Below are 17,748 nucleotides of genomic sequence, written 5' to 3' on the forward strand. Positions count from 1 at the left end.
ATACTCCAATAGAGTGATTCAAAAAAAGGTCATTTTAGTCCTAATCTCTTCATCATTATTGTATAAATAATTCCATGAAACAATTACAATAATCACTTAATTTGATAAAAAATAATAAAAAGGAGTTTGCTAATGAGCTACATTGTTCAACATTATATTGGTGGTCAATTAACCAATGAAACGAATACAAAAAGCCATTCTATTTATAATCCAGCTTTAGGAGAGGTGATTGGACAAGTTCATTTTGCGTCCAAATCCCTTTGTGATAAAGCAATTGCTACTGCCAAAGAAGCAGGAATAGGATGGGCGCAAACTCCTGCAATCAAAAGAGCACGAATCCTTTTTAAATTCCGAGAATTATTAGAAAAAAACCAGCTGGATCTCGCACGCATTATTACACGTGAACATGGCAAAACTTTAGATGATGCCAAAGGTTCTGTAGCACGTGCTATAGAAGTAGTGGAATTGCATTGTGGCCTAGTTAATCAACTCAAAGGCGAATTTTCTCCCGATGTAACCAATGGGGTTGACTGTCATACCTTAAGACAACCAATAGGGGTGTGTACAGGAGTTTCTCCTTTTAATTTCCCAGTCATGGTGCCGGTGTGGATGATGATTCCTGCGATTGCTTGTGGCAATACGTTCATTATAAAACCCTCTGAACAAGATCCTTCTGCTCCAGTGCGTTTGTTGGAGTTATTAACTGATGCAGGATTGCCAGCAGGCGTTGCTAATTGTGTGCATGGTGATAAGGAAACCGTAGACTATTTACTGGCACATCCAGATATCGCAGCCTTTACTGCAGTCGCGTCAACACCGGTTGCCCAACATATTTATAGTACAGCAACCTCCCATGGAAAACGCGCCCATACTTTTGGCGGTGCGAAAAACCACTGTATTGTGATGCCGGATGCCGATCTGGATCAAGCTGCCTCTGCGATTGTTGGCGCGGCCTATGGTTCTGCAGGGGAACGCTGCATGGCTATCTCTGTTGCCGTCACTGTAGGTGAACATACCGCGGATGCTTTAATTGAAAAAATGACGCCGCAAATCAAAGCAACCCGCATCAACGCAGGGGATGCGCCTAATACAGATATGGGCCCCTTGGTTAGTGGACCACATCGGGAAAGAGTTCTAGCGGCTGTAGATAAAGGGGTAAGCGAGGGCGCTAAACTAATTATTGATGGCCGCGCATTTAAACATCCTGAACATCCACAAGGTTTCTTTATGGGCCCCTGCCTGTTTGATCAAGTCCATGAAAACATGTCCATCTATCAAAATGAAATTTTTGGCCCCGTTCTCATCATTATGCGTGCCAATAATTTTGAAGAAGCGCTCGCGTTGGTAAATCGAAATCAATATGGTAATGGTACTGCAATCTTCACCCGCGATGGATTTAGTGCGCGTGAGTACAGTCAACGTGTGCAAGCTGGGATGGTAGGAGTTAATATTCCTATACCTGTTCCTGTTGCCAACCATCCTTTTGGTGGCTGGAAACATTCTGCTTTTGGTGACACCAACATGCACGGGCAAGAAAGTATCAACTTCTATACTCGACGTAAAACCGTCACCAGCAAATGGCCTGTCACTGAAATTAAAGACAGTGCGTTTATTATGCCTACACATGATTAACATCAAATAATGTAGCCTGGGTGAAACGAAGCGTAACCCAGGGATGCAGTTCCCTGTGTTTCGGCTGTGCCTTCACCCAGGCTACATTGATATTACATGGATACAATACATGGAGAACTCAATGACAAAAATCGGATTTGTAGGACTTGGACATATGGGCTTACCCATGGCCATCAATCTCGTTAAAGCAGGACATCAAGTGACCGGCTATGACTTACAACAAACGGCCTTGCAGCATTTTTCTCAAGCTGGTGGCCTGCTTGCTGAAAACACACATGAAGTCGCCAAAGACCAGGATGTATTGATTACGATGCTACAAAATGGCGAACAAGTGCTGAATGTATGTCATGGTAATAATGGTTTGTTCCATGTAGCAAAAAAAGGAGCCTTATTTATTGATTGCTCCACCATAGATGTTAACAGTTCGCGCGAACTACATTATCTAGCCAAGCAACATCAGCTACATGTTGTCGATGCACCGGTATCAGGTGGAGTCGCCGGAGCAGGAGCAGCCACCTTAACCTTCATGGTTGGTGGTGAAGAAAAGGCATTCCATACCGCCCAGCCTATTTTGGCAACTATGGGACAAAAAATCATTCACACCGGTGGCGCAGGCAGCGGGCAAGCGGCAAAAATATGTAATAACATGATCCTGGGGATCTCCATGATTGCGATTTCAGAGGCATTTACTCTCGCAGAGCAACTGCAATTATCACCCCAAAAACTGTTTGAAGTAGTCACTAATGCATCAGGACAATGCTGGGCAATGAGCAAATATGCACCAGTTCCTGGCGTTTTAGAAAACGTACCGGCAAATAATGAGTACAAACCCGGATTTGCAGCAGCCATGATGCTCAAGGACTTACTACTCAGCCAAGATTCTGCGCACTCAGTTAATGTGCACACTCCTTTAGGTTCGCAAGCAACCATGATCTATCAGCATTTTATCGACCAAGGCCTTGGTGATTGTGATTTTTCTGCAATTATTAAACTGATTGCTGAAGGTGAGGGGGTATAACATGCATACTCATTTGCACCATCCAAAATTAACGCCTACAGAAGATTCAATCAGCGAGTTTTGGTCTGAGGTAGCCCAACAAACTGTAGATTGGCTAAAGCCATGGGATACAGTACTTACCGGCGGCTTAAAACATGGTGATGTCACCTGGTTCAAAGGGGGGAAATTAAATGTCAGTATGAATTGCTTAGACCGACATTTACCCCACAAAGCAAATCAGCCCGCGATTATTTGGGAAGGTGACGATCCAACTCATAATAGAACACTGACTTTTGCTGAGTTGCATACTGAGGTGTGTCGCATGAGTAATGTGCTCAAACACCTAAAAGTAAAAAAAGGCGACAAGGTAGCGATCTATTTGCCCATGATCCCTGAAGCAGCAATTGCCATGCTTGCGTGTACTCGAATTGGCGCAATACATACCACCATATTTGCCGGTTTTTCAGCCCACGCCTTAAAACAACGCATACTTGCTTCTGAATGCACCAGCCTAATCACTGCTGACCATTTTTATCGCGGCGGTAAATTAGTTGATCTAAAGAAACAGGTTGATGAAGCATGCCATGATCTACCCTTGCCAAGGCTAGTGATTAAAACAAATGATGCCGCCGTTCCTTTTGATAAAAATAAAGATCATTGGTGGCATGAGCTCAAAGAAAAAGTAAATGCCCACTGTGATCCAGAACCAATGGACGCAGAGGATCCACTATTCATACTCTATACCTCTGGAAGTACTGGCCAACCTAAAGGAGTAGTCCATACAACCGGCGGCTATTTAGTACAAGCTGCATACACACATCAATTAATCTTTAATTGCCAAAAAGAAGAAGTATTTTGGTGTACTGCAGATATAGGCTGGATTACAGGACATAGTTATGTAGTATATGGGCCGCTTTGTAATGGAATTACAACGCTCATGTATGAAGGGATCCCTACTTGGCCTGATTATTCTAGAAACTGGAATATTGTGGATAAGCATCAAGTCAATGTGTTTTATACAGCACCCACGGCCATACGTGCCTTAATGCGCGCCGGTGATGAATGGTTAAACTCTAGTTCTCGACACTCCTTGCGCTTACTTGGTTCCGTTGGTGAACCCATTAATCCCGAGGCATGGGAGTGGTATTATCAAAAAGTGGGTCAAAACAGATGCCCTATAGTGGATACTTGGTGGCAAACTGAAACTGGGGCGGTGATGATTAGCCCTAGAGCAGATGATCCCATCCGCAAGCCAGGCTCAGCGCGCCAACCCATTCCAGGTATCATTCCGGTATTACTCAATGAACATGGTCACGAAATCATGGATACCGGCGAAGGATTTTTAGCCATAAAATACCCCTGGCCTTCTATGGCAAGAACGATTGCCGGCGATCACCAACGTTACTGCATGACCTATTTGCATCATGGTTATTATATTACTGGAGATGGGGCAAAACGCGATGCGGATGGTGATTATTGGATTACAGGACGTGTGGATGATGTGATTAATGTTTCAGGGCATCGCTTAGGTACGGCAGAAATCGAAAGTGCCCTGGTGAGCCACCCCGCTGTTGCGGAAGCAGCTGTAGTTGGTATTCCTCATGATCTTAAAGGCCAAGGTATTTATGCCTATGTCATTTTAAAACAGGGTTACACCGCGAGTGACCAATTAAAAACGGAGTTAATCCAACAGGTCAATAAGGAAATAAGTCCTATAGCGAAACCAGATGTCATTCATATTGTTAATGATTTACCCAAAACCCGCTCCGGTAAAATTATGCGGCGTATCCTGCGCAAAATTGCGGGAAAGGAAATAGAACATATTGGTGAGTTGGGAGATATTTCTACTTTGGCAAATCCACAAGTCGTGGAAAAATTATGGAAGGAGTCGAACCAATCCTAATCATTTCATTTTTTTATTAAATGTAGCCTGGGGGAAGGCGCGGCCGTAACCCGGGAATAGAAACATAACTTTCCTGATTCGCTACATGGCACCCAGGCTAAAATTGCCACGCCCAAATGTGTGAATTTTTGACCAATTTGTCAAGTAAATGCAAAAAATGTGTTGCTTTATATGCAAAAAACGATTAAAATTAGGCACGTTTTAGCCATAGGTCAGATCCCCTAAAATGCAAGAAGTCCCGGATTGTTTTGATTTTTCTCAGCTGTCCTTGGAGGAAATAGCCAAATTACTCCAACGATTTAGCGTGCGCCTAACCCCCGATGAAGCCCTCACCATTCAGAATTCATTATTAAAAAGACCACCAACTTATGCTGAATGTGTCTTATGGTCAATTCAGGGCTCAGAACACTGTTCCTATAAAAGTAGTCGCAAACACCTTAACCAATTTAATACTAAAGCGCCGCACGTCATTCTAGGCCCTAAAGAGGATGCTGGAATTGTGGCGGTAGCTACGGATAAAGAGAACAGACGTTATGGGATTGTGATAAGCCATGAATCACACAATCATCCCTCACAACTCGTACCCTTCGAAGGTGCGGCAACCGGAGTGGGTGGCAATGTGCGAGACGTATGCTGTATGGGCGCGGAAGTCATTGCCGTTGCTGACAGTTTGCGCTTTGGGGATATTAATCGCCCAAAAACAAAGTGGATACATCAGGGCGTAGTGCAGGGAATTGCTGGCTATGCGAATCCGCTTGGCATTCCCAATCTAGCCGGGGATACGTATTATGACGAAGCGTATAATGAAAATTGTCTGGTCACTGTAGTCACCTTAGGTGTAGTCAGAGAAGATCATATTATCCATTCCTATGCCCCCGCTAACGCAGAGGGTTATCAATTTATATTAGTCGGCAAACCCACCGATAACAGTGGCTTTGGCGGTGCCGCTTTTGCCTCGGCAACTTTGAGTGAAGAGCAACAAGAGCAAAATAAAGGGGCAGTACAAGAGCCTAATGCCTTTTTGCAAAGACACATTCTTAAAGCCAATTATGCGATGTTTGAATTCCTCCGCGAAAAGAACCTCATTGAGCGCGTTGGCTTCAAAGATTTAGGCGCCGGCGGCATTGCATGTGCCAGTGTTGAATTGGCAGAAGCCAGTGGCTATGGAGCAGAAATCAATATTGATCTTGTGCCCACCAGCATGCACGATTTATTACCCGCGGTGGTTTTATGCTCTGAAACTCAGGAACGCTTTATGTGGGTTGTCCCTGAAGAATTAGTTGACACCTTCTTAAAGCATTACAATGAGCGTTTTGCGCTTCCAGAAATCTGTGATGGAGCACAAGCAACTGTTGTAGGCCAAATAAGAAACGATGGCTTATATGTCGTCAAATCCCAAGGGAAAGAAATTGTCTCTGCTCGCGCAGAAGACATTACCAAAGGGATTCTTTATGATCGCCCCTACAGTAGCAAACAACACACGCACACAGAACCAAAGCCTATCATTGTGCATGATTTCAATGAGCAATTACTCAGTTTACTTGCTCACGAAAACATTGCCTCGCGTGCGCCTATTTATGAAAGTTATGACAAGCAGGTTCAAGGTCGCTCCGTTGTGGAACCAGGATGGGCTGATGCTGGCGTGATTGCCCCATTTAATGAAGATAAATACCCAGAAGAAATTCAACGTACGGGTGTTGCTTTATCGGTCGATCATAATCCACGCTACAATAAAATTGACGCCTATTGGGGGGCTGTGAATGCAGTCACCGAATCCGTGCGTAATATCATTGCCGTGGGTGCCTGGCCTCTGGCGTTGACTGATTGTTTGTGTTTTGGTAATCCTGAAAATCCAGAGCAGATGGGCGAATTTGTGGATTCAGTTCGCGGCATAGTTGATGCATGTCATGCCGTAAAAATGTTTACCGATCGCAGTGTGAGTCTCCCGATTATTTCAGGAAATGTGTCGCTTTATAACGAATCGGCTCAAGGCGCCATTCCACCAAGCCCTATCATCAGCTGCCTTGGCGCCATGAACGATTTATCCAAAACCATCACTTATGATTTCAAGCAAGCTAATTCAGTGCTCTTGATGGTTGGTGCGCGTAAAGATGAATGTGGTGGCAGTGTGTATTACCAGTTGCACAACGAACTGGGCAGTCAACTTCCTAAACCGGACCTTGCTGCATTTGCTGATGAAATCAGCGCCGTACATGCCGCCATACAAACAGGTCTGGTGCTGGCCGCACATGATATTTCCGAAGGAGGTATCGCAGTTGCTTTGGCAGAAATGAGTTTTAAAAATGAACTTGGGGTAAATGTTTTTATTCCCGGTACCTTGGCGAATGATAAAAAACTGTTTACAGAAAGCGGCGGCTTTATCCTTGAAGTGTCCCCGGAACATGTAAGCATGCTAGAACAAATATTCCACAAGTATTCTGTATCGTTTCAAACTATAGGTGAAACAACAGCAACCCCAACCTTGATAATGAATTCAGTTATCAATCTGTCCGTCAGTGCAGCAAAAACTGCCTGGAAAAATGGTTTAGTTGAGAGGCTCATATAATGTCAATTATTGATTATAAAGCTGCAGGTGTAGACATTGAAGCAGGCAATGAAGCAGTTCGTAGCATTAAAAAATCGGTAGAAAGCACCTTTTCACCGCACGTACTTACGGGGATTGGCAGCTTTGGCGCCATGTATGATCTCAAAAGCCTGCTGCAGAATTATGAGCATCCGGTTCTTGTGCAAAGCATTGATGGTGTGGGGACGAAAATGATGGTCGCCAAAATGATGCAAAAATTCGACACCATCGGGATTGATTTAGTCAGCGCCACAACAAATGACATTATCGTTTTAGGTGCAAAACCACTGACGCTTCTTGATTACATTGCAAATGATAAATTAAAACCAGAAACCGTTGAACAGATCATTAAAGGCATGGTCAAAGCCTGTAAAGAAAACCACATCTCTTTAGTTGGTGGGGAAACCGCAGAAATGCCGGGCACTTATTTACCTGGTGAACTTGATTTAGTCGGAGTCGTTACCGGAATAGTTGAAAAAAATAAAGCCATTGAGGGAAAAGCAATCTGTGAAGGTGATCTTGTGCTTACCTTTCCTTCAAGTGGCTTGCATACCAATGGTTATTCATTAGCAAGAAAACTCCTCTTTGATGTAGCAGGCTACACCGTCGAATCACAATTTCAAGATTTTTCCCATAGCATAGGTGAAGAACTCTTAACTCCTCATATTAATTACACCAGACCTATATTGAGTATTTTGGAAAAAAACATACCCATTAAAGGCATGGCACACATCACTGGTGGTGGCCTACTGGAGAACATTCCCCGTATTTTACCAAAACATTGTGGTGTAGAAATTCATAAAAAACAAATCCCCGAACTTCCTATATTTAGCTTATTACGTAAATTAGGACATCTGGATGATGAGCACATGTATCGCACATTTAATATGGGTGCAGGTTTGGTTCTCTTTATAGCGCCAGAAACATTATCTGCTGTACGCGAAGTACTCCGCGATTTTCCATCGTTCCCTCTTTATGAAATTGGACATGTCGTACGAGGCGAGCAAAAGGTGACACTGTTATGATACGCATTGGTTTAATTCAATTTCCAGGTTCTAATTGTGAGCGAGAAACAGCGCTTGCAGTGAAACGAGTCGGCATGGAGCCCGTTGAGTTTTTATGGAATGAATCTTTAGAGAAACTGCGTCACTTAGATGGTTATATCCTTATTGGCGGCTTTTCCTATGAAGATCGTTCTCGCGCAGGAATTATTGCCGCACTTGATCCCGTAATTCAAGAAATCAAAGCGCAAAACGAGCAAGGCAAACCAATATTAGGGATTTGCAATGGCGCCCAAATACTCGTCGAATCAGGTTTAGTCCCCGGTTTTGAGCAAGATGATATCAGTATGGCACTTACTGAAAATAAGCGTATTGCCAATGGCAAAATAGTAGGAACCGGTTTTTATAATGCCTGGGCATACATGCGATTATCAGAAAATCACCAGCATAATGCCTTTACCCGTCATCTTAAAACTACAGATGTAATTCATCTTCCTATAGCCCATGCGCAAGGGCGCTTTTTAATGCCTGATTCTTTGTTACAAAGGATAGAACAGCATGGTTTAAATTTATTCCAATATTGTGATGCCCAAGGCAATATCATTGATAATTTCCCCATTAATCCCAATGGTTCCGCTGGCAATATTGCAGCAGTAACCAATCAAGCTGGGAATGTGATGGCCATGATGCCGCATCCTGAGCGCACAATAAATGGTGATCCTATTTTTGCTTCAATGCGCGATTATATAGAAGAACACTCTAATTCGCAGGTTACGGCAGTGCCCAAGCTACAAAGTATGGCTCACCAAGCACAAAACTTCAGTAAAATCCCAGCCAGCCACCTCTGTCTTGTTAAGCTGATTATCACGGATAACCAAGCCTTAACAGTACAAAAAACCTTAAGACGCTTAGGTTTTCCAGTAACTGTGCATCGTTTTGAACACTGGGAAATTGATTGTGACTCTGCAGAAGAGTTTGCTCAGCTCAAAAAAACGGGACTTTTATATTCCGATCGTAAAGAACGGGAAGTGTCCTTAAACGAACTGCATTCTAAAAATGCTTCAGCGTATCTCGTTCGCGCAAAAGAAGACTTAAAGGGACAGCAAACGCTACAAACCCTGAATGCCCACTATGAATTACCCAAAATAAATAAAATAAATCACGGTGTTTTATGGCAGTTTACTAGCGAGGAAACGAACGTTGCTACGTTAATAGACGACATTTTGTTAACTCATATTATTGGAAACCCCTATGCTCACGAATGCTACCGCTACGACCACTCGCTATGACAAGGAAATTCGCGAAGCTCTAGCTTTTTGTTTGGATAAAACAAATTTGCCTGTAGGCAAGAAATATCAAGGGAAAGTTAGAGATTCTTATGACCTGGGTGATGCCATCATGCTCGTTACTACGGATAGGCTAACCGCTTTTGATAGACACCTTGCCCTAATTCCTTATAAAGGTGCGGTACTTAATTTAACCAGTGCTTGGTGGTTTGAACAAACCAAAAACCTTGTTCCCAATCACATTATTGCCATTCCCGATCCGAATGTTGTTATTGCCAAAAAATGTACCGTTTTTCCAATTGAATTTGTCGTAAGAGGCTATATTAGTGGCACAACAGGCACTTCTTTGTGGACTCAATATCAAAATGGAGTGCGTACCTATTGTGGGATTACCTTTCCTGAAGGATTAACAAAAAATCAACAGCTTGAACAAGCTGTTTTGACGCCAACGACTAAAGAACAAATTCATGACCGCCCTATTGCACCGGCTGAAATCATTTCTGAGGGATGGATGACGGAAGCAGATTGGCTAGAAGCCAGTGCGTTGGCGCTGAAACTTTTTCAACGTGGTTCTGAAATCGCGAAAAATCACGGTTTGATTTTAGTGGATACCAAATATGAGTTTGGCCGTGATGCCAATGGAAAAATTATCGTCGTTGATGAAATCCATACTCCTGACTCTAGTCGTTATTGGCTTGCCGACAGTTATCAAGCACGTATTGCTGCAGGATTAGAGCCAGAAAATATTGATAAGGAGTTCTTGCGACTCTGGTTTGCAAAAAACTCAGATCCTTATCATGATGAGCAGCTTCCGCAAGCGCCGCAAGAATTAATTGTAGAGCTCTCATCACGCTATATTCAGTTGTATGAACGAATCACAGGTCAAAAGTTCAGTTTTGCAGAACATAAAGAACCTGCTGAGCAACGGATCATGCGTCATATTGCAAATTACTTGGGGTAACATAACCAATGTGTGGGATAGTAGGTATTTATAGTCATGAACCAGTAGCCTCTGAATTGTATGAGAGTCTCATCCATTTACAACACCGAGGGCAGGATGCGGCAGGCATCCTGACCTGTGATCAGCGGTTCTACACAAAACATGGCTTGGGTTTGGTGCGCGAAATTTTTACTCCTGATAATGTCTCGCCCCTACAAGGAAATATAGGTATTGGTCATGTTCGTTATCCGACCGCAGGTGGCTATACGGAAACCGATGTCCAACCTTTATGGATTGGTAGCCCACGAGGTATTGCTCTTGCGCATAATGGTAATCTGTCAAACTATCAGGAACTGGCCGATGAGATTCGTTTAAAACAACATCGACATCTTAATTCTTCACTGGATTCTGAAGCGCTATTACTGATGCTTGCAGATAATCTGGCCAGCAATGTCGCCAGTAATGAAGAAAACAATGAACACTTTTTCGAACTGCTGACGCAGGCGGTCTCACATATTTTTGAACGGATAGAAGGTGCTTATTCTATTGTTTCCGTAGTTATTGGGAAAGGGCTTGTTGCCTTTCGTGACCCACACGGTATTCGTCCACTGGTTTGGGGAACACGTGAAAATCCCGATGGAACAGTAGATACAATTTTTGCATCGGAAACCACGCCTTTTTATGCCCTAGGCTTCGAACCCAAAGGAGATATTCTTCCTGGTGAAGTCGCTTTCGTGGATTTAAACGGTACGCTGCACCGCCGCGTTTTGAAAACCGAAGAATTTAGGCCTTGCGTTTTTGAATACGTTTATTTTGCCCGTCCGGATGCAACACTCAATAACGTCAGCGTGTACCGTTCCCGTTTACGTATGGGACAAAATCTGGCAATTCAATGGAAGAAAAAGCATCCAGACCTCATCCCAGATGTTGTAATCCCTGCGCCGTTCACTGCAAATACAGCCGCGTTGTCTTTCGCCAGTGAATTAGGTATTCGCTATTCTGAGGGCCTGTATAAAAATCCTTTTATAGGTCGTACGTTTATTATGCCCAATCAAAAGGCAAGAAGTCGCAATATTCGTTACAAACTCACCCCCCAACAAACCGAAATTAAAAATAAAGTGGTGATGATTATCGATGACAGTATTGTTCGTGGAACCACCTCGCGTGAAATTGTCAAAATGGTACGCGAGTCTGGCGCGAAGAAAATTTATTTTGCGTCCACATCCCCAGCACTTAAAAACCCCTGCTTTAGCGGCATCGATATTCCATCGCGCAAAGAGTTGATCGCGGCGAATCAAAGCGAAGAGGAAATTGCCAAGTATCTTGGTGTAGATGCATTACTCTATCAATCACATGAAGATCTCGTCGAAGCAGTAACCCGTCGCGGAGATCATCACATCAAGAAACCCTGCATGGCGTGTATGGATGGCGATTACTTTTGTAAAAAACTAACTGCAGAAAAAATGAAGCAACTTGAACTCCAGCGTGAAACAAGTAGAGATACTCCCCCCCAAAAAGAGGACAGCATTGAATGAACATTCTTGTTATCGGTTCTGGTGCGCGTGAACATGCACTCATCAAAGCACTACACCGCTCCCCCCAACCAACATCATTATTTTGTTACGGTACGGCGATTAATCCAGGCATCCAGCAACTTACTACTCAATATTGCGCCGGGGATATCACAGAGTGTACAGCGGTAGTGTCTATGGCCAAACTCTGGGACATTGACTTCGCGATTATTGGCCCAGAAGCACCTCTTGAACAAGGAATGGCTGACGCGTTATGGCAAGCAGGTATTCCTGTTATTGGACCGAAAAAGAAATTAGCTCAAATAGAAACCTCTAAAGAGTTTGCCCGCGATTTAATGAAAAAACATCACATTGCAGGCCTGCCACGTTACCAAAAATTTGCGACACTACAGCACGTTGAGGCATTTCTTAATGAGCTTGGTGAAGGTAATTACGTCATAAAAGCCAATGGCTTAATGGGTGGCAAAGGGGTTAAAGTGGCGGGAGAACACTTGCACTCCATTGCGGAAGCCTTAAGTTTTTGTCAAGACATTCTTGATAAAAAACAGACGATACTCATCGAAGAAAAACTAATCGGCCAAGAGTTTTCTTTCATGTGTTTTGCTGATGGCAAAAAGCTCGTGCCTATGCCTTTGGTACAAGACCATAAACGCGCTTACAATGGCGATCGAGGCCCCAATACCGGGGGGATGGGTAGTTATTCAGACACCGATCATCGTTTACCCTTTTTAACAACACAAGACGTACACGAGGCGCTCGCGATTAACAATGCCGTCTTCCAAGCGCTGTCTTCTGAATTTGATGAGCCCTATATTGGCATTTTGTATGGCAGCTTTATCGCCACCAAAAACGGAATTTATGTCATCGAATTTAACGCTCGTTTTGGCGATCCTGAATCATTAAACGTATTATCTATTTTAGAGTCTGATTTTGTTGCACTATGCCAGGCAATGATTCAAGGCGATCTTAGCGCAGATAAAGTTATATTTTCGAAACAAGCTACGGTATGTAAGTACACAGTTCCCGAAGGCTATCCAGACGCCCCAAAGAAAAATTTTGTTGTTGATTTCTCAAAAGTTGTTTGCCAAGACCATTTATATCTTTCTTCGGTAAATCAGGTCGATCAGCACATCGTTGCTGAAGGTTCTCGCACGGCAGCCTATGTCGGCATTGCTGACTCCATTGTTGCAGCGGAAATAAAAGCTGAAGATGAAATTTCATTAATTGAAGGTCCTTTATTTCATCGTGAAGACATAGGGACAAAACAATTAATTCAGCAACGCATTGATCAGATGCAAAGGATACGCGCCTCATGATTCGCATCGCTATACTTGGCTCAACCCGAGGGACTAATTTGAACGCTGTTGTTGCTGCAATAAAACAACAGCGTTTACCTGCATCAATAGAATTGGTTTTAAGCAATAAAGCAGATGCGCCCATTCTGGAGAAAGCAAGCCAGTTCGGGCTTAAATCACTGTTTATTAATCCGCAAGGATTAAGTCGCAGCGATTTTGATCATTCATTATCCGAGATACTCAGCCAACATCGCATAGAGCTTATTGTCTTAATTGGTTATATGCGTATCTTATCTGCTGAATTTGTCTTGAATTGGGAAAATAAAATAATCAACATTCATCCTTCTTTATTGCCTGCTTATGCCGGGTTAATGAATCTGGACGTACACCAAGCCGTTCTAGATGGAGCTGAGCATGAAACAGGGTGCACGGTACACTTTGTTACCGAGCAGGTAGATGCCGGTCCGATTATTTTACAAAAGAAATGTCCTGTTTTAGCAGGCGATACTCCAGAGTTGTTGAAAACCAGAGTACAAGAGTTAGAGGGAGACGCTTTGATTGAAGCAATATACACCATTGCCACATCAGACAAAGCACCATATAAATAATAGACTTTTTTTCAAACGCTACTGAGAAATACTTATATCAATACTGATGGATTCAAAATCAGATTGGGCCATTATGGAAGAAGCCAGCTTAACTCTAGAAAAGTTTAAAGCACGCTGATCCATAGCACAAATGCCATCAATGCGGCTGTTTTGACAGTAACGCTCTTCGGTAATAAGTATCTTGAGTATCGCGAGCAATTAAAAAATGCAGAGAAGTCTTGGAAAATGAGCTAGAGAACGAATTATGGAAAACTCATTCCACCCCATAATCTTAGAGGATGATCATTGTGCTCTAGTGCCTTTAGCATATGAGCATCATGATGCGCTTGCAGAAGCAGTTCTTGATGGGAGCTTACATCAACTGTGGTATACCTTTGTCCCTGAGCCGCACAAAATGCGTGACAACATTAATCTACGATTAAGTATGCAAAAAGAAGGCTCCATGCTGCCATTTGCTGTAATTGACAAGACACAAGGGAAAGCAGTGGGCATGACGACTTATATGAATATTGATAGGGTAAATCGTCGCGTTGAAATAGGAGGCACATGGTATCGTAACCATGTTCAACGCACAGGCCTTAATACAGCATGTAAGTTGCTTCTACTCACCCATGCGTTCGAATCAATGAATTGCATTGCCGTTGAGTTTCGGACACATGCCTTCAATAATGAAAGCCGCAAAGCGATCGAACGCCTGGGGGCCAAACTTGATGGTGTATTGAGAAATCATATGATGATGCCCAATGGAACGTTACGGGACACATACGTATACAGCATTATTGCCAGCGAATGGCCAACAGTAAAAGCACATTTGCAATTTTTAAAAAGTAAATATCAGCTGTAGGTTGCGCCAACATCAAATTGACACTACGATAAATCAAGCCATTGATTGAGCAAAGCAATCAATTCCGCAACGCCTTCTTTTTTCAACGAAGAAAAAGATTGCACCGTAATTAAATGTTCTGCCAACTCATAATGTTTGCGCACTTTAGAAACGGCATTCTTTACATCGCTGCGACTTAATTTATCTGACTTTGTCAATAAAATATGGACTGGAAGCTCACGCTCTAAAGCCCAATCGATCATCATCAGATCTAAATCTTTTAAAGGATGGCGAATATCCATGAGTAAGATCAGCCCTTTTAAGCTTTGCCTTACTTCAAGATAATGGGCTAAATTTTTTTGCCATTCTAGTTTCACCTGTAAAGCAACTTTGGCATAACCATAGCCCGGTAAATCGACAAGACGACGCGCTTCATCGATCCCAAATAAATTAATTAATTGAGTACGTCCAGGGGTTTTACTGGTTCTGGCCAAATTTTTGATGCCAGTTAAACAATTTAACGCACTAGACTTCCCTGCGTTTGAGCGTCCGGCAAAAGCCACTTCATATCCTGAGTCTTCAGGTAAGTGGGATACACGTGCAGCACTTTTTAAGAATACTGCTTTAGAATAAGGATTTTCTGACATATGAATTATAATATTTTGGGATTTCAACCAAGGCAGTGTACCATTACTTCAAGAATTTATTATGAGAAATCGATGAAAAAATTTGTACTCACTCTTATTCTCTGTATACCTCTCACCCTTTTTGCCCAAGAAAACACGAACCCCGTAGCAAATAAAGCAGCAGTGTGTACCGCCTGTCATGGTCTACAAGGTAACAGTCCCAATCCCGACTGGCCTAATATTGCCGGACAACATCCCAAATACTTTATAAAACAACTTAAGGACATCAAAGCAAGCACCCTACGCGATGTACCTACCATGCGCGCTATTGTTAGCATGCTGAACGAGCAGGATATGGATGACTTGGCAGCATATTATGCTAAAATGCCTCTTGCTCAAGGCAGCACACCTGAAAAATTTCTTAAGCGCGGTGAACAAATTTATCGTGGAGGGGATTTTACAAAAAGGATTACGGCGTGCATTGCCTGCCATGGGCCTAAAGGAACGGGAAATGCTCAAGCGGGCTTTCCGGTGCTTTCAGGTCAACATGCTGCATATACCGTGTTGCAATTGAATGCATTTAAAGACGGTAAGAGAAGAAATGATTTAAACCATATCATGCAAGATATTAGTAGTAGAATGAGTCAGGATGATATGGAAGCAGTTGCACATTATATTGAAGGGTTACATTAGGAAACTAAATTATGTTAAAAAAATTAATCGCTGTACTCTTACTCTTACCCGCAATGGCTCTTGCCGCGTCATTTGTTGAAGGTAAGGACTATCAAGTTGTTACTAATCCCCAAGCAGCAAACAATAAAAATAAAACGCCCATCATCGAAGAGTTTTTTAGCTATGGCTGTCCTTGGTGTTACAAAATAGAAGCACCTCTGGATGTATGGGTGAGTAAAATGGGTAACAACATTCAGTTCGAACGCGTCCCAGTGGTCTTCAAACCTTCTTGGGAGCTTTATGCGAAAGCTTATTATACTGCAAAAACACTAGCACTTTCGGATAAGATGGATCTTTTACTCTTCAAGGCCATACAAGAAGATAGAAAAACTTTAGATTCAAAACAAGCCATGATCAATTTCTTCGTTACCCAAGGTGTTGATAAAGAAATTGCGAAAAGCGCTTTTGAAAATTCACCAACAATAGATATGCGTGTACAAAATGGTATGAGCCTCATGGGCACTTATCAAATTAATGCTGTTCCCGCTTTTGTAGTGAATAATAAATATAAAACAGATTTACAAATGGCTGGCAACCCAGAGCGTTTATTGGAAATATTGAATTACCTCACTCGCAAAGGGTAAATTTTTCGCTCTTTTACGTCAACGTAGCGTACCCGAAAAGTAAAGTAGGCTGGGCTGACAAGCCCAGCACTTGCTTACCCTTATGTTGTTTTACAGCTGGGCTTATCAGCTCAGCCATGTACTGTTCACACACATATGTTTACGTCGATGAGTACGCCATATTTAAACGACATTGGTTACGGTCGGTTTCTGGGATATCGGTTCTTTTGCCGTGGATAAGCCCTTCACACCTGCGAACACATTCGTTATCTCATCTAATGTCTGCTTTAACATTTTTGATAATGGACTTGAAGCAAATATACTCTTAAAAGGGTTTTCTTGCTCATGGAGTTCATCCGCTCTGTTCTTGATCCCTAAAACGCCACTATAAAATGCAACCAACTCTTCTACACTTTTGTAATAAAATAATTTTCTAAAATAAGTTTCATACTCTTTTCTTAACGCTTTCTCCTTATCAACAGGTAAAACGGCTTGTTCTGTAAAAAAATTTTTATGATCTAGAGGTGCCATTTCTTTTAAGTAATCTACGAAATACCTTTCTACGGCGGCTTTAATTTTATCCAGTTGCTTGCGAATATATATTTGCTTCACGAGCTGAGTAAACGGTTGCTCAACGTTCAATTTTTTAAACGCAGAAACATCTATATAATCGAGTCCCAATTCATCAGCAAGTTTAAGTGCTTGCTCCACAGATACTTCCCGACGTTGCTCCAAATCTGCTTTACAGCCAAGGAGTATCATGGGTACATTTTTTTTAGCCCGTAAACTATCTACATATTCGCGCGTATGTTGTAAAGAGTCTTTTCGGGTTAGATCAAAACAAATCAAAGCAGCATCTACATTAGAAAAATAGGAGCCAACTACTTTTTGTAATCTTGGAGCACCCGATGCATCCCAGATACGTAATTGTATTTTTTTATTAAAGTCATTAATCCATTTTATTCTTTGATCAACTCCCATTGTGTCCATATATTCACCAATAGGGTGGAGAGTACCGCCACAATAGACATGCATCAAACTGGATTTTCCAACCGCATTATCTCCTAAAAGAATGATCTTGAAGTGCTCATCGTATTCTCTTTTTTGTTCCATAGTAATCACCTTAGATCAGCTTGAACAAAAATAATAACGAATTATTGGTTTTAATTTAAGTGTTCTTTGAACTAATCGTCATTTATTTTGGAGGAAGACAATGAAAGCCGTTT

General features: G+C 42.4%; 15 protein-coding genes. 13 read left to right on the plus strand and 2 right to left on the minus strand.

Annotated features, from left to right (window positions below; translation table 11 throughout):
* The first annotated feature begins 132 nt into the window (after positions 1-132).
* The 11 genes from BGO44_RS03105 (at position 133) to BGO44_RS03155 (ending at position 14,622) form a co-directional block, all read left to right on the plus strand.
* A complete protein-coding gene (locus BGO44_RS03105; RefSeq protein WP_273198094.1) occupies positions 133-1,632 on the plus strand; it encodes a CoA-acylating methylmalonate-semialdehyde dehydrogenase in 1,500 nt (499 codons plus the stop codon).
* Positions 1,633-1,753: 121 nt separating this feature from the next.
* On the plus strand, positions 1,754-2,650 hold the full coding sequence (mmsB, locus tag BGO44_RS03110; protein ID WP_273198093.1) for a 3-hydroxyisobutyrate dehydrogenase: 897 nt from the start codon (positions 1,754-1,756) through the stop codon (positions 2,648-2,650).
* A gap of 1 nt (position 2,651) precedes the next feature.
* Positions 2,652-4,532, plus strand: a complete 1,881-nt coding sequence (acs, locus tag BGO44_RS03115; protein WP_058511264.1) for an acetate--CoA ligase — start codon at positions 2,652-2,654, stop codon at positions 4,530-4,532.
* A 226-nt stretch (positions 4,533-4,758) separates the two neighbouring features.
* Positions 4,759-7,098 (plus strand): phosphoribosylformylglycinamidine synthase subunit PurL, encoded by a 2,340-nt coding sequence (gene purL / locus BGO44_RS03120; RefSeq protein WP_058511265.1) that lies wholly within the window; start codon positions 4,759-4,761, stop codon positions 7,096-7,098.
* A complete protein-coding gene (gene purM, locus BGO44_RS03125; protein ID WP_273198092.1) occupies positions 7,098-8,141 on the plus strand; it encodes a phosphoribosylformylglycinamidine cyclo-ligase in 1,044 nt (347 codons plus the stop codon). Before purL ends, purM begins: the two co-directional genes overlap by 1 nt.
* Entirely contained in the window at positions 8,138-9,406 is a 1,269-nt protein-coding gene (gene purQ, locus BGO44_RS03130; RefSeq protein ID WP_273198091.1) for a phosphoribosylformylglycinamidine synthase I, read from the plus strand. Before purM ends, purQ begins: the two co-directional genes overlap by 4 nt.
* Entirely contained in the window at positions 9,369-10,364 is a 996-nt protein-coding gene (locus BGO44_RS03135; protein WP_273198090.1) for a phosphoribosylaminoimidazolesuccinocarboxamide synthase, read from the plus strand. The genes purQ and BGO44_RS03135 overlap by 38 nt, the downstream gene beginning before the upstream one ends.
* 8 nt (positions 10,365-10,372) lie before the next feature.
* Positions 10,373-11,878: an amidophosphoribosyltransferase gene (gene purF, locus BGO44_RS03140; RefSeq protein WP_058511269.1), complete on the plus strand. Its 1,506-nt coding sequence runs from the start codon at positions 10,373-10,375 to the stop codon at positions 11,876-11,878.
* On the plus strand, positions 11,875-13,191 hold the full coding sequence (gene purD, locus BGO44_RS03145) for a phosphoribosylamine--glycine ligase (RefSeq protein WP_058511270.1): 1,317 nt from the start codon (positions 11,875-11,877) through the stop codon (positions 13,189-13,191). The genes purF and purD overlap by 4 nt, the downstream gene beginning before the upstream one ends.
* Positions 13,188-13,778 (plus strand): phosphoribosylglycinamide formyltransferase, encoded by a 591-nt coding sequence (gene purN, locus BGO44_RS03150; protein ID WP_058511271.1) that lies wholly within the window; start codon positions 13,188-13,190, stop codon positions 13,776-13,778. The genes purD and purN overlap by 4 nt, the downstream gene beginning before the upstream one ends.
* A 244-nt stretch (positions 13,779-14,022) precedes the next feature.
* On the plus strand, positions 14,023-14,622 hold the full coding sequence (locus BGO44_RS03155) for a GNAT family N-acetyltransferase (protein WP_058511272.1): 600 nt from the start codon (positions 14,023-14,025) through the stop codon (positions 14,620-14,622).
* Between the two features lie 23 nt (positions 14,623-14,645).
* Here BGO44_RS03155 and yihA read toward each other — a convergent pair whose 3' ends face one another.
* The gene (gene yihA / locus BGO44_RS03160) at positions 14,646-15,248 is read right to left on the minus strand and encodes a ribosome biogenesis GTP-binding protein YihA/YsxC (RefSeq protein ID WP_058511273.1); all 603 of its coding nucleotides are present in this window, start codon (positions 15,246-15,248) and stop codon (positions 14,646-14,648) included.
* 72 nt (positions 15,249-15,320) lie between these two features.
* Between yihA and BGO44_RS03165 the strand changes: the two genes are divergently transcribed.
* Positions 15,321-15,920 carry a c-type cytochrome gene (locus tag BGO44_RS03165; protein WP_273198181.1) on the plus strand — a complete coding sequence of 200 codons (600 nt, stop codon included), beginning with the start codon at positions 15,321-15,323 and terminating at the stop codon, positions 15,918-15,920.
* Positions 15,921-15,931: 11 nt separating this feature from the next.
* On the plus strand, positions 15,932-16,543 hold the full coding sequence (locus BGO44_RS03170) for a thiol:disulfide interchange protein DsbA/DsbL (protein ID WP_058511274.1): 612 nt from the start codon (positions 15,932-15,934) through the stop codon (positions 16,541-16,543).
* Positions 16,544-16,705: 162 nt separating this feature from the next.
* Here BGO44_RS03170 and BGO44_RS03175 read toward each other — a convergent pair whose 3' ends face one another.
* Positions 16,706-17,635, minus strand: a complete 930-nt coding sequence (locus BGO44_RS03175; protein ID WP_273198089.1) for a Rab family GTPase — start codon at positions 17,633-17,635, stop codon at positions 16,706-16,708.
* Positions 17,636-17,748: the final 113 nt, after the last annotated feature.

It is taken from the genome of Legionella sp. 39-23 (genome assembly GCF_001897665.1).
GTDB classification, from domain to species: Bacteria; Pseudomonadota; Gammaproteobacteria; order Legionellales; family Legionellaceae; genus Legionella; species Legionella steelei.

Bases quoted from the DNA above. Each gene is read 5' to 3' on its own strand.
- BGO44_RS03105 (WP_273198094.1), top strand. From the start codon at position 133: ATGAGCTACATTGTTCAACATTATATTGGTGGTCAATTAACCAATGAA.
- mmsB (WP_273198093.1), top strand. From the start codon at position 1,754: ATGACAAAAATCGGATTTGTAGGACTTGGACATATGGGCTTACCCATG.
- acs (WP_058511264.1), top strand. From the start codon at position 2,652: ATGCATACTCATTTGCACCATCCAAAATTAACGCCTACAGAAGATTCA.
- purL (WP_058511265.1), top strand. From the start codon at position 4,759: ATGCAAGAAGTCCCGGATTGTTTTGATTTTTCTCAGCTGTCCTTGGAG.
- purM (WP_273198092.1), top strand. From the start codon at position 7,098: ATGTCAATTATTGATTATAAAGCTGCAGGTGTAGACATTGAAGCAGGC.
- purQ (WP_273198091.1), top strand. From the start codon at position 8,138: ATGATACGCATTGGTTTAATTCAATTTCCAGGTTCTAATTGTGAGCGA.
- BGO44_RS03135 (WP_273198090.1), top strand. From the start codon at position 9,369: ATGCTCACGAATGCTACCGCTACGACCACTCGCTATGACAAGGAAATT.
- purF (WP_058511269.1), top strand. From the start codon at position 10,373: ATGTGTGGGATAGTAGGTATTTATAGTCATGAACCAGTAGCCTCTGAA.
- purD (WP_058511270.1), top strand. From the start codon at position 11,875: ATGAACATTCTTGTTATCGGTTCTGGTGCGCGTGAACATGCACTCATC.
- purN (WP_058511271.1), top strand. From the start codon at position 13,188: ATGATTCGCATCGCTATACTTGGCTCAACCCGAGGGACTAATTTGAAC.
- BGO44_RS03155 (WP_058511272.1), top strand. From the start codon at position 14,023: ATGGAAAACTCATTCCACCCCATAATCTTAGAGGATGATCATTGTGCT.
- yihA (WP_058511273.1), bottom strand. From the start codon at position 15,248: ATGTCAGAAAATCCTTATTCTAAAGCAGTATTCTTAAAAAGTGCTGCA.
- BGO44_RS03165 (WP_273198181.1), top strand. From the start codon at position 15,321: ATGAAAAAATTTGTACTCACTCTTATTCTCTGTATACCTCTCACCCTT.
- BGO44_RS03170 (WP_058511274.1), top strand. From the start codon at position 15,932: ATGTTAAAAAAATTAATCGCTGTACTCTTACTCTTACCCGCAATGGCT.
- BGO44_RS03175 (WP_273198089.1), bottom strand. From the start codon at position 17,635: ATGGAACAAAAAAGAGAATACGATGAGCACTTCAAGATCATTCTTTTA.